Genomic DNA, 12,778 nt, shown 5'->3' with positions numbered 1-12,778 from the left:
ATTTATGAAGCCAGAAACCAGGGGTTGTTGGAGGGCTAGTGTTCTGTCCCGCAATTAAGGTGATGAAATGAAATTGTCCAGTCAGCTGTCAGGCAAGGCGCGAGGAGGCGACATAGCCGTAGCTATGGCAACGACGAGTAACGCCGCATGGCGGCTGAATGGGCGATTTCATATCGCCTTTATTTGTGGGACAGGACACTAGCCATGCCCAAAAGAAACGCCCCGGCCGGCCTGGCGCGGGGTACGCTGGCCCATTCGCGAGCCAGCGTCAGCGAGGCGGAACTGAAGCTGCTGATGGAAGCGATTTACGTCCAGTACAGCTACGATTTCCGGGACTATGCGGGCGCATCACAAAAGCGCCGCCTCCTCCAGGCGATGGCCCACTTCGAGTGCCCGACCATGGAGGCCCTGCAGGCCCTGGTACTGAAGGATGCCACGCTCTTCATGGAGTTGCTGCAGTACCTGACGATTCCGGTCAGCGAGATGTTTCGGGACCCGGCTTTTTTTCTCACCTTGCGTCAGCAGGTGCTGCCGGTGCTGCAGACCTATCCTTCCCTCAAGATCTGGATTGCCGGCTGCAGCACGGGCGAAGAGGTGTATTCACTGGCCATCCTCCTGCGGGAAGAAGGCCTGCTCGAGCGCTCGCTGATCTACGCGACAGACATCAATCCGGTGTCGCTGGACAAGGCCAGGCGGGGCATTTTTCCGCTGGGTGGCATCAAGAGCCATACGGCCAACTACCAGCAGGCCGGTGGAACACGGGCTTTTTCCGACTACTACACCGCAGCCTATGACGCCGCCATCTTCGACCCCTCGCTGTGCACAAACGTGATTTTTTCCGACCACAGCCTGGCGACAGACAGCGTGTTTTCCGAGATGCAGCTTGTGCTTTGCCGCAACGTCCTGATTTACTTCAACAAGACCCTGCAAAACCGCGCCCTCGGCCTGTTCCACGAATCGCTGGGCCACCGCGGCTTCATGGCGTTAGGCAGCAAGGAAAGCATCGAATTTTCTGCGTATGGCACGCACTTCGAATCGCTGGACAAACCTGCTCGCTTATTTCGCAAACTCACGCCAGCGCCGGTCCGGGTTTCATGAAACCGGCGGCAAAAAGGCAGACCATAGAAGCGGTGGTCATAGGCGCATCCGCCGGGGGGGTGCATGCCCTGCTGGTCGTGCTGGCAGATCTGCCGCCCACCTTCCGGCTGCCCCTGGTCGTGGCGCTGCACCTGCCTGATGACCGCGACAGCCAACTGGCCGAGATTTTCCAGCATCGGCTGCCGATTGCCGTGCACGAAGCGGCCGACAAGGAAAGCATTGCACCGGCGACGCTGTACTTTGCCTGTCCCGGCTACCACCTGTCGGTGGAAATGGACCGCACTTTTTCGCTGAGCTGCGAAGCACCTGTCAACTATTCGCGTCCTTCGATCGACATCCTGATGGAGTCGGCTGCGGATGCCTATGGCGCAGCTTTGGCGGGCATTTTGTTGACGGGAGCGAACCGTGACGGCGCGGCCGGCATGGCGTCGATCCGGCAACACGGCGGAATCACCATCGTGCAGGACCCCGCCGAAGCCGAGGCCAGGACAATGCCCGAGGCGGCCATTCGCAAATCAGCTCCCGATTTTATTTTGCCCGTGGACGGCATCCGCAGCCTGCTGCTCGAGCTGGGTCACACCGATGTCACATAAGCGCACATTCACAGCCACTTTGTGTGACAGCGCACAGACAGCCACAACGATTTCCGGGCACCCTTTTGGCAAGAAATCTCCATGACCCCGTTCATAGCCACCTTCATGACCATTCTTACCGTCTTGAGCGCCCAATATCCATGACCCTGGTCAACCTTGAAACAAGCGCACCTCACGCACCGCCGGGGTCAAGCCGTTTCCCGGAGTGGCGGCCGCACCCATCCACCTTCGGCGGAAGACAGCGCCTGCCCGAAGAGGAAACCACGCGGATTCTGATCGTCGATGACCTGCCCGAGAACCTGCTGGCACTGAACGCCCTGATCCGCCACACCGACAGGACCATCTTTCAGGCGTCAGACGGGGAAGAGGCACTGGACCTGCTGCTGGAACACGATTTTGCCTTGGCCATTCTGGACGTGCAGATGCCCGGCATGAACGGGTTCGAGCTGGCCGAGCTGATGCGCAGCACCGAGAAAACGCGCCAGGTCCCGATTATTTTCGTCAGCGCCGCCGGCAAGGAATCCAACTACGCCTTCAAAGGCTACGAGACCGGCGCGGTCGATTTTTTGTACAAGCCGCTGGACATGGAAGCCGTCAAGAGCAAGGTCAGTGTTTTTGTGGATTTGCACCGCCAGCGCAACGAAACCCGCAAGCAGGTTCACGCGCTGGAAGCAAGCCAGCGGGAACAGGCCGTGCTGCTGCAGGAGCTCAAGACCACGCAGGGCGAGCTGCAGGCCGCCATCCGCATGCGCGACGACTTCATGTCCATGGTGGCACACGAACTGCGCACCCCGCTCAACACCCTTTTTCTGGAAGCGCAGTTGCGCAAGATGCAGCTGGACCGCGGGCGTGCCGACATTTTCGACACCGCCTACCTGCAGGCCATGGTGGCGCGTGACAAGCGCCAGATCGAGGCCATGATGCGACTCATCGACGACATGATGGACGCCACCCGCATACGCAGCAACCATCTTTCCATCCGCCCCGGCCCCGTGGAACTCTCGTCCCTGCTGGCACGTGTGGTGGACAACCTGTCCAACCAGGCCCTGGCCGCCGGTAGCGCCATCACGCTGGATGCCGGCAAACCGGTCACCGCGCTGTGGGACGAGTTTCGCATCGAACAGGTGGTCATCAACCTGCTGACCAATGCCCTGCGTTATGGCGCAGGCAAGCCGGTGGAAGTCAGCCTGAGCCTGTCGCCGCAGGGTGCCTGCATTTCCGTGCGGGACCAGGGCCGGGGCATCTCCGAAGCGGACCAGCAGCGCATTTTTGAGCAGTTCGAGCGTATTGCCAGTGACGACGGCACCGGCGGCCTGGGGCTGGGCCTGTACATCACGCGCCAGCTGGTGGAAGCCCACGGCGGCACCATAGTCGTGGAAAGCCGGCTCGGTGAGGGCTCGGTTTTCACGGTCACCCTGCCCGTGGATCACCCCGCCACGCAGGCTTTCTGAGCCGCCCGGGCGGGCGCAGCCGGCCGCCAAGGCCCTCTGGCGGGCCTGCGCCCCGGAGCATGAGAAAATGCCGGATTGAACCCAAGATCAGGACAGGACTCTCTCATGGACGCAGAACACATCAATACCATCGGCAACCAGCTGGCCGACCTCAGCAACCGCGTGAATGAACTTCGGGGGTATCTTTGACTACCCTGCCAAAGCACGCAAGTTAAACGAGGTCAACGCCGCGCTCGAAGACCCCAAGGTCTGGGATGACCCCAAACGCGCCCAGGAGCTGGGCCGCGAGAAAAAAACACTGGAAGGCGTGGTGCTGGCGCTGGACCGCCTCGAGCAGGAGCTGCAGGACAGCACCGAGCTGTTCGAGATGTCGAAGGAAGAAGACGACGAAACCGGCATGCGCGCCATCGAAGCCGACGCGGCCAAACTCGCCGCCGAAGTCGAAAAAATGGAATTCCGCCGGATGTTCAACAACCCGGCCGATCCGCTGAACGCCTTCCTGGACATCCAGGCCGGCGCCGGCGGCACCGAAGCCTGCGACTGGGCCAGCATGCTGCTGCGCCAGTACCTCAAGTACGCCGAGCGCAAGGGCTTCAAGACGCAGATCGAAGACGAAACCGCCGGCGACACCGCCGGCATCAAGGGCGCCACCATCAAGATCGAAGGCGAATACGCCTTTGGCCTGCTGCGCACCGAAACCGGCGTGCACCGCCTGGTGCGCAAGTCACCGTTTGATTCGTCAGGCGGGCGCCACACCTCGTTTGCCTCGGTGTTTGTCTACCCCGAGATCGACGACTCGATCGAGATCGACATCAACCCCTCCGATGTTCGCACCGACACCTTTCGCGCCAGCGGCGCCGGCGGCCAGCACATCAACAAGACCGATTCGGCCGTGCGCCTGACGCACATTCCGACCGGCATCGTGGTGCAGTGCCAGGACGGCCGTTCGCAGCACAGCAACCGCGACGTGGCGTGGAAACGCCTGCGCTCCAAGCTGTACGACTTCGAGCTGCGCAAGCAGCAGGAAGCCCAGCAAAAGCTGGAGGACAACAAGACCGATGTGGGCTGGGGCCACCAAATCCGCAGCTACGTGCTGGACCAGAGCCGCATCAAGGACCTGCGCACCAACTACGAAACCTCGGCCACGCAGAAGGTGCTCGACGGTGACCTGGATCCGTTTATCGAAGCGTCATTGAAGCAGGGCGTGTGACATGGCCCCCACGTTCGTCACTTCGTGTACTTCTCTGCCCCCCGCGGGGGCCGCAGTCGCCTTGGAGCGGCCCGGCGGCGACTCAGCCCTTTTCCCCCACTTTTCAGGAACCCACCATGCTGCGTGAAGGACAAGCCACGGCCATTCACCGTGCCGACTACATCGCACCCGCCTACTGGATCGACACCGTCGACCTGTGTTTTGACCTGGACCCGGCCAAGACGCGCGTGCTCAACAAGATGACGCTGCGCCGCAATGCCGATGTGCCGGCCCAGCCGCTCAAGCTCGACGGCGAAGAGCTGAACCTGGCGCGCGTGCTGGTCAACGGCCAGGGCACGTCCTTCAAGATGGAAGGCGACAAGCTGGTGCTGGAAAACCTGCCAGAAGGCCCCGAGCCTTTCGAGCTGGAAATTTTCACCACCTGCGCACCGGCGAAAAACACCAAGCTGATGGGCCTGTACGTCAGCAATGACTCCTTCTTCACCCAGTGCGAGGCCGAGGGCTTCAGGCGCATCACCTATTTCCTGGACCGCCCGGATGTGATGGCCAGCTACACGGTGACGCTGCGCGCCGACAAGGCGAAGTACCCGGTGCTGCTGTCCAATGGCAACCTGGTCGAGCAAGGTGAACTGGCTGAAGGCCGCCACTTTGCCAAGTGGGTAGACCCGCACAAGAAACCTGCTTACCTGTTTGCATTGGTGGCCGGCCAACTGGTGGCGCGCGAGCAGCGCATCACCTCGCGTGCCGGCAAAGACCATCTGCTGCAGGTTTATGTGCGCCCCGGCGACCTCGACAAGACCGAGCACGCGATGAACTCGCTGATGCATTCGGTCGCATGGGACGAAGCCCGCTTTGGCCTCTCCCTGGATCTGGAACGCTTCATGATTGTCGCCACCAGCGACTTCAACATGGGCGCCATGGAAAACAAGGGCCTGAACATCTTCAACACCAAGTACGTGCTGGCGAACCAGGCCACCGCCACCGACATCGATTATTCGAACATCGAAAGCGTGGTCGGCCACGAATACTTCCACAATTGGACCGGCAACCGTGTCACCTGCCGCGACTGGTTCCAGCTCAGCCTGAAAGAAGGTCTGACGGTTTTCCGCGACCAGGAGTTTTCACAAGACCTGTGCGGCGAAGCCTCGGCCCGCGCCGTCAAGCGTATTGAAGACGTGCGTGTACTGCGCACCGCGCAGTTCCCCGAAGACGCCGGCCCGATGTCGCACCCAGTGCGGCCCGACAGCTACATCGAGATCAGCAACTTCTACACCGTCACCATCTACGAAAAAGGTGCGGAAGTCGTGCGCATGATGCAAACGCTTGTCGGCCGTGATGGTTTTGCCAAGGGCATGAAGCTTTACTTCGAGCGCCATGACGGCCAGGCCGTCACCTGCGACGACTTTGCACAAGCCATTGCTGACGCCAACCCCGCCTCCGACCTGGCGCGCCTGCTGCCGCAATTCAAGCGCTGGTACAGCCAGGCCGGCACGCCGCGCGTGCATGCCGAAGGCGTGTACGACGCCACCGCACGCAGCTACACGCTCACGCTGGCGCAAAGCTGCGCACCCACGCCCGGCCAGGCAAGCAAGGAGCCGTTTGTGATTCCGGTCGGCTTGGGCCTCCTGGGCACCAGCGGCAAAGACCTGCCCCTGCAGCTGGAGGGTGAAACCGCCGTCATGGCCGCGCCGCACACCTTTGTGCTGACGCAAGCCAGCGAAACCCTGCGCTTCGTCAATGTCGATGTGGAACCGGTTCCTTCCATCCTGCGCGGTTTCAGCGCGCCGGTGGTGCTGGAGTTTGACTACAGCGACGCCCAGCTGCTGCATCTGCTGGCACACGACAGGGACCCCTTCAACCGCTGGGAAGCCGGGCAGCGCCTGGCCGTGCGAAGCGCTATTAAATCAATAGCTGGTGACGCTGATTCCGCAAGAGAGAAACCGCTAAATGATGCTTATATCTGGGCGATGCGCAACGTTTTGCGCCACCCCGGGCTGGACGCCGCTTTCAAGGACCTGGTACTGACCTTGCCGTCCGAAACCTACATTGCCGAACAACTGGCCGTGGTGGACCCGCAGCGCATTCATGCCGTGCGCGAAGCCATGCGCCTGCAGCTGGCCACCGAGCTGCAGGCCGACTGGGAAGCCACTTACGAGGCCAACCATGACACCGGCGCCTACACGCCCGACCCGCTGTCCTCCGGCCGCCGCGCCTTGGCCGGCATGGCGCTGACGCAGCTGTGCCTGGCAGCGGTCGCCAGCGGAGATGCAGTCTGGCCCGGCAAAACCTACCAGCGCTTCAAGGACGCCGGCAACATGACCGACCGTTTCAATGCGCTGACTGCACTGGTCTCCAGCGGCCACCCGCTGGCTGCCGAGGCGCTGCAGCGCTTCCACGCCATGTTCAAGGACGAGGCGCTGGTCATCGACAAATGGTTCAGCCTGCAAACCAGCGCGCCGGACCGCGGCGGCAACATCCTGCCCGCGGTCAAGCAGCTCATGAAGCACCCCGACTTCAGCCTGCGCAACCCAAACCGCGCACGCAGCGTCGTCAGCACCTTCTGCCAGGGCAACCCGGCCGGGTTTCACCGCGCAGACGCAGCAGGCTATGTGTTCTGGAGCGAACGCGTGGTCGAGCTCGACGTCATCAACCCGCAGGTGGCTGCCCGCCTGGCACGCGCGCTGGACCGCTGGAGCAAGCTGGCCGAACCCTACCGCAGCGCCGCCCGCGAAGCCATCGCCCGTGTGGCCGCCCGGACCGACCTGAGCAAGGACACCCACGAAGTCGTCACGCGTGCTTTAGCCGACTAGATATGGCCCCCACGCTTGTCACTTCGTGTGCCTTCGGCGGTACGCTGCCCCTTTCCCTGTTATCAGGGGCCGCTGCGCCTGCGGCCCGGCGAAGCCGGTTCCGCGGCCCCGGCTGGTACAGAGCTTCGGTGGCTTGCGGGCATCTGACTTTTTAATTTCGACGACTGGAGTTCCCCATGTCCCACAAAATTTCCCTCACCCGCTACCTCGTTGAGCAGCAGCGCATTGACGGCCACATTCCTTCGCAGCTGCGGCTACTGCTGGAAGTCGTTGCCCGCGCCTGCAAAAGCATCAGTCAGGCCGTCAACAAGGGCGCGCTCGGTGAAAACAGCATCCTGGGCAGCGCCGGAAGCGAGAACGTGCAGGGCGAAGTCCAGAAAAAGCTCGACATCATCGCCAATGAAGTGCTGATCGAAGCCAACGAATGGGGCGGCCACCTGGCCGGCATGGCGTCTGAAGAAATGGACAGCATCTATGCGGTACCCAACCGCTACCCGCAGGGCGAATACCTGCTGCTGTTCGACCCGCTCGACGGCTCCAGCAACATCGACATCAATGTCAGCATTGGCACCATCTTCAGCGTACTGAAAATGCCCGAGGACGACCGCGGTGTGGACGAAGCCGACTTCCTGCAGGCCGGCAACAAGCAGGTGGCCGCCGGCTACTGCATCTATGGCCCGCAGACCACGCTGGTGCTGACGGTGGGCGACGGTGTCGCCATGTTCACGCTGGACCGCGAGCAGGGCTCGTTCGTGCTGATCGAGGAAAACGTGAAGATTCCTGAAGACACGCAGGAGTTCGCCATCAACATGAGCAACATGCGGCACTGGGACGCGCCCGTCAAGCGTTACGTGGACGAGCTGCTGGCCGGCAAGGAAGGCCCGCGCGGCAAGGACTTCAACATGCGCTGGATCGCCGCCATGGTCGCCGACGTGCACCGCATCCTGTGCCGCGGCGGCATCTTCATGTATCCCTGGGACAAACGCGAGCCCGAAAAAGCCGGCAAGCTGCGCCTGATGTACGAAGCCAACCCCATGAGCTGGCTGATCGAGCAGGCCGGCGGCGCCGCCACCAACGGCCACCAGCGCATCCTGGACATCCAGCCCGGCAAGCTGCACGAACGCGTCAGCGTGATCCTGGGCTCGAAGAACGAAGTGGAGCGCGTCACCAGCTACCATGGCGAGAAGCTGGTCAGGTCCTAGTGGCCTGTAACGTTGAAATGGGAGGCGAGGAACGCGTGAGAGGGAGTGCGATGCAAGGCGCAAAGCACAGCGATGCCCCAGGCATCGCGCGCATTTGCAGCACCGCAGCGTGCCACGTATCGCGTGGGCAGCGACTTCCGGCTTCAGCGTTACAGGCCACTAGCCTATCGTCGTGCCGCGTGTCCAGCCGACCGTGATGAAAAACCAGCGCCTGGCCCGGAAACGTCCTATCGGGCGAAAAACGCGCCCACCAGCTTCACCCAATAACTCGACCCGATCGGCAGCAACGCGTCGTTGAAGTCATAGTTGGGGTTGTGCAGTTCGCAGGGGCCCATGCCGACGTACTTTTCGTCGCGGTGCGCGCCTTCGCCATTGCCCAGGAAAAGGTAGCAGCCCGGCACTTTCTCCAGATAGAAAGAGAAGTCCTCGGCGCCGCCGTGCTGGGGCGTGTGGCCGTCAACATGGTCAGCGCCAAACGCATCTTGCGCCACCTTCATGGCAAAGTCGGTCTGGTCGTCCCAGTTGACGAGCGGCGGGTAAGCGCGGTGGAACTTGAGTTCGCCGCTGCCGCCGTGCACCTGGGGCAGCATCTCGGCCACACGGCGCATGTTGGACTCGATCTCGTCCAGCACCTGGGTACTGAAGGTCCGCACGGTGCCGCGGATCACGGTCTCGCCGGGCAGAACGTTGTACGCATCGCCCGCATGAATCTGCGTGATGCTGAGCACGGCAATGTCAATCGGGTTTTTGTGACGCGAGATGAGCGTCTGCAGCACGCCCACCATTTCAGCCGCGATGACGATGGTGTCCACCGCCTTGTGCGGCTGCGCAGCGTGGCCGCCGGTGCCGCGCACAAAAATGTCAAAGCGGTTGCTCGACGCCATGGTCGGCCCCTTGCGGAAACCGAAATGGCCGACGTCAAAGCCCGGCATGTTGTGGATGCCGTAAATCTCGTCGCAGGGGAACTTGTCAAACAGGCCATCGGCCATCATGGCCTTGGCGCCGGCATTACCACCCTCCTCCGCCGGCTGAAAGATGAAGTTGACGATGCCGTCAAAGTCGCGGTGCGCGGCCAGGTACTTGGCGGCGCCCAGCAGCATGGCGGTGTGGCCGTCGTGACCGCAGCCGTGCATGCGGCCGGGGTTTTTGGAAGCATGCGCAAAGCGATTGTGCTCAGGCATGGGCAGCGCGTCCATGTCGGCGCGCAGGCCAATGGATCGCGGCTTGCTGCCGGCTTTGGTTTGGGAGCCTTTCAGCACCCCCACCACGCCGGTCTGGCCCAGCCCGCGATGCACCTCGATGCCCCAGGACGCGAGCCGCTCAGCCACGACGTCGGACGTGCGGTTTTCCTGGAAGGCCAGCTCGGGATGCGCGTGGATGTCGCGGCGCAGCGCGGTGAATTCGTCGTGGGTGGCTTCAATTTCGGCAATCAGGCTCATGGCGGGGTTCTCTGGTCAGGAAGGAATCTGGGCTTGGACGTAAGCGGCAATTTCAGCAGAAATGTCCGCCAGTGCGCTTTGCAGGGTGACAAAGTCCACGCTGCGAGCTCGGGTCTTTTCGTCCATATAGAGGCCGCGGTGCAGTTCGACCTGCAAGCTGTGGCGGCGCTCGGCCGGCAGGCCCAGTCGGGCGATCAGCGCCACCCCCTTGAACGGGTCGTTGATGGCGACGCTGAAACCGCGCTGGCGGAATGCGTTGGCCACCATGGCGGTGAATTCGGGCGCGGCGGTGGTGCCGTCACGGTCGCCCAGCACCACGTCGGCCAGCGGGTGGTCGCTCTGGATCTGCAGGCTCTCGTACGAGTTGGCAGGCATCGAATGCAGGTTGAGGTGCCAGACAGCGCCAAAGCGCGCATAGGCCGCTTCAATCTGCGCCTGCATGGCCGCGTGGTAGGGCACGTGGTAACGGCTGATGCGGTTTTGCACTTCGGCGACGCTGAGCTTGCGCGCGTAGATGGGGTCTTGTCCGCCCTTGCTCGCGTCGCGCCAGATCAGGCCAATGCCCAGGCGGGTTTTTTCACTGGGGGCCAACGGGGTGGGCCAGGGTGCGTCGAGCAGGGTAACGTCCAGGTCTTCGACGTCGCGGTTGGGGTCCACATAGGCGCGCGGAAAGTTCGCGGCCAGCAGCGTGGCACCGACCGACGGCAGCGCCTCCCACAACACATGCACGTCGGTGTCTTCACCCTTGCGCAGTATTTCAAACGGCAAGGCGTAGCCGAAGTCGTCGGGGTACAGCGTGCCGCTGTGCGGTGAATCGCAGATCAGCGGCAGGACGCCGGCTTCCGGCAGGCGCAGGGTGTAGGGATCAAAAGGGCTGGGGACGCTGGGCAGAACAGGGTGGATCATGAGGTCAGGCTGGGCGTGGCAGGCGCCGCGTCATTGAGATGGCAGGCGCTGAGGTGGCCGGTGGCCAGGGTGCGCAGCGGGGGCAGTTCGATCTGGCAGCGCGGCATGGCGTGCGGACAGCGCGGGTGAAAGGCGCAGCCCGTGGGCGGCCGCAATGGTGAAGGCATCTCGCCCTTGATGGGCTGGTAGTCGCGCCGCTGGGTGTCCAGCGTAGGCAGCTCCGACAGCAGGGCTTGCGTATAAGGGTGGTTGGGGCGACTGAAAATCACCTCGGTGGGCGCGACCTCGACCACGCGGCCAAGGTACATGATGAGCACGCGGTCCGACACATGGCCGACCACGCCCAGGTTGTGGCTGATAAACAAATAGGTCAGCTCAAAACTGCGGCGCAACTCCAGAAACAGATTGAGCACCTGCGCCTGGATGGACACGTCCAGCGCGGCCACGGCTTCGTCGCACACGATGAGCTGCGGCTTGAGCGCCAGCGCGCGCGCAATGCCGATGCGCTGGCGCTGGCCGCCCGAGAACTGGTGGGGATAGCGCTGGCCGTAGTCGGGGTCCAGCCCCACCTGCCGCATCAGGCCGGCCACGTAGTCGGCCATGCCGGACGCAGGCACCAGGCCGTGCACCACAGGCGCCTCGCCAATGATGTCGAGTACACGCATGCGCGGATTGAGCGAGGCCATGGGGTTCTGGAAAATCATCTGCACGCCCAGGCCGTAGGCGCGGCGCTCGGCGGCGGTCATGTCGGCCAGCTTCTTGCCCTGGTAGCTGACCTCGCCGGCCGAAGGCGGGTTGATGCCTGCAACGATGCGGCCCAGCGTGGACTTGCCGCAGCCCGACTCGCCCACCACACCAATCACCTCGCCGGCATGGATGTCCAGGTCCACCTCCGACACCGCCTGCACCACAGCGGGGGCATTGTGGGCACCCAGCAGGTTGGCGATCTTCCCCGCCAGATCAACGGGCTGGACAAAACGTTTGCTGATACCGCGCAGTTGCAGCAGCGGCGTTCCGGCTGACGGGGTGGGGGTCAAGGAGGCGTCCATACGGGTCATTCAGGTGGCGTTCAGGCCATTCAGGCAAGCGCGTGCCAGCAGCGGACGGTTTTGTGGTGCGCGACCTCGGTGGGCTGCGGCACGGTCAGGCACTGGTCGGTGGCGTAGCCGCAACGCGGCCTGAAGGCACAGCCTTGCGGCAGTTGCAGCAGCGACGGCGTCATGCCCGGAATCTGCCGCAGCAGGCTGCCATGCGTGGCGCGCGTGGGAATGGAATTGATCAGCCCCTGCGTGTAGGGGTGCGAGGGACGATGCACCACGTCTGCCGTGGCGCCACTCTCCACAATCCGGCCGGCGTACATCACGGCGATGCGGTCCGCCAGGCCGGACACCACCGCCAGATCGTGGGTGATCCAGATCATGGCGGTGCCGGTTTCGCGGCAGAGCTTTTGCACTTCATACAGGATCTGCGCCTGAATGGTGACGTCGAGCGCGGTGGTGGGCTCGTCGGCAATGATGAGCTTGGGCTGGTTCAACAGCGCAATCGCAATGGCCACCCGCTGGCGCATGCCGCCCGACAACTGGTGCGGGTAGGACAACAGGCGTTCGGCAGGCGACGGGATGCCCACCATGGCCAGCGCATCCTGAGCGCGCGCGCGGGCGGCGGCCGGGCTGACTTTCTCGTGCGCATGAATGGCCTCGACCATCTGCGTGTCCACCCGCAACACCGGGTTGAGCGTCATCATCGGGTCCTGGAAGATCATGGCGATCTCCTTGCCGCGCAGCTGCTGCAGGCGTTTCTCGGAGGCGCCCACCAGCTCTTCACCCAGGTAGCGGATGTGCCCGCCCGCGATGCGGCCCGGCGGGTCAATCAGGCCAATGATTGAAAACCCGGTGATGCTCTTGCCTGAGCCGGACTCGCCGACCAGCCCGAGAATTTCGCCGGCGTTGACCTGCAGATCAACCCCGTCCACGGCCTTGACCACGCCGCCATGCGTGAAAAAGTGGGTTTGCAGGCCGCTGATCTGCAAGACCGGTGTGCTGTGTGAATAGTCCATGGCTGGCTGCGCG

The 12,778-nt window shown here is 63.1% G+C and carries 10 protein-coding genes; 6 read left to right on the top strand and 4 right to left on the bottom strand.

What is annotated here, in order from left to right; genetic code table 11:
- The first annotated feature begins 204 nt into the window (after nt 1-204).
- From WA904_RS19130 to WA904_RS19105, 6 genes are all read left to right on the top strand, one after another.
- Nucleotides 205-1,098: a CheR family methyltransferase gene (locus WA904_RS19130; RefSeq protein WP_425198715.1), complete on the top strand. Its 894-nt coding sequence runs from the start codon at nt 205-207 to the stop codon at nt 1,096-1,098.
- The gene (locus WA904_RS19125; protein WP_425198714.1) at nt 1,095-1,691 is read left to right on the top strand and encodes a chemotaxis protein CheB; all 597 of its coding nucleotides are present in this window, start codon (nt 1,095-1,097) and stop codon (nt 1,689-1,691) included. The genes WA904_RS19130 and WA904_RS19125 overlap by 4 nt, the downstream gene beginning before the upstream one ends.
- A gap of 245 nt (nt 1,692-1,936) precedes the next feature.
- Nucleotides 1,937-3,142, top strand: coding sequence for a hybrid sensor histidine kinase/response regulator (locus tag WA904_RS19120; RefSeq protein ID WP_425198716.1), 1,206 nt, complete (start codon nt 1,937-1,939; stop codon nt 3,140-3,142).
- Nucleotides 3,143-3,247: 105 nt separating this feature from the next.
- A protein-coding gene (gene prfB, locus WA904_RS19115; RefSeq protein WP_425198713.1) for a peptide chain release factor 2 occupies nt 3,248-4,352 on the top strand; the annotation gives its coding sequence in 2 pieces (ribosomal slippage) (nt 3,248-3,328 and nt 3,330-4,352; 1,104 coding nt in all).
- A 116-nt stretch (nt 4,353-4,468) separates the two neighbouring features.
- Nucleotides 4,469-7,162 carry an aminopeptidase N gene (pepN, locus tag WA904_RS19110; RefSeq protein WP_425198712.1) on the top strand — a complete coding sequence of 898 codons (2,694 nt, stop codon included), beginning with the start codon at nt 4,469-4,471 and terminating at the stop codon, nt 7,160-7,162.
- Nucleotides 7,163-7,338: 176 nt separating this feature from the next.
- The gene (locus WA904_RS19105; protein ID WP_425198711.1) at nt 7,339-8,364 is read left to right on the top strand and encodes a class 1 fructose-bisphosphatase; all 1,026 of its coding nucleotides are present in this window, start codon (nt 7,339-7,341) and stop codon (nt 8,362-8,364) included.
- Nucleotides 8,365-8,591: 227 nt separating this feature from the next.
- On the opposite strand, the gene WA904_RS19100 is transcribed toward WA904_RS19105, so the two are convergent.
- From WA904_RS19100 to WA904_RS19085, 4 genes are read right to left on the bottom strand one after another with little or no spacing between them, the layout of a single operon-like run.
- Nucleotides 8,592-9,803, bottom strand: a complete 1,212-nt coding sequence (locus tag WA904_RS19100; protein ID WP_425198710.1) for a M20 aminoacylase family protein — start codon at nt 9,801-9,803, stop codon at nt 8,592-8,594.
- 15 nt (nt 9,804-9,818) lie between these two features.
- Entirely contained in the window at nt 9,819-10,709 is an 891-nt protein-coding gene (locus WA904_RS19095) for an N-formylglutamate amidohydrolase (RefSeq protein ID WP_425198709.1), read from the bottom strand.
- Nucleotides 10,706-11,758 (bottom strand): ABC transporter ATP-binding protein, encoded by a 1,053-nt coding sequence (locus tag WA904_RS19090; RefSeq protein WP_425198708.1) that lies wholly within the window; start codon nt 11,756-11,758, stop codon nt 10,706-10,708. Before WA904_RS19090 ends, WA904_RS19095 begins: the two co-directional genes overlap by 4 nt.
- A gap of 29 nt (nt 11,759-11,787) precedes the next feature.
- Nucleotides 11,788-12,765 (bottom strand): ABC transporter ATP-binding protein, encoded by a 978-nt coding sequence (locus tag WA904_RS19085; protein ID WP_425198707.1) that lies wholly within the window; start codon nt 12,763-12,765, stop codon nt 11,788-11,790.
- Between the last annotated feature and the right edge of the window lie 13 nt (nt 12,766-12,778).

It is taken from the genome of Polaromonas sp. (assembly GCF_049790275.1).
Taxonomy (GTDB): domain Bacteria; phylum Pseudomonadota; class Gammaproteobacteria; order Burkholderiales; family Burkholderiaceae_C; genus Polaromonas.
This window is presented reverse-complemented; position numbering and strand designations above follow the sequence as displayed.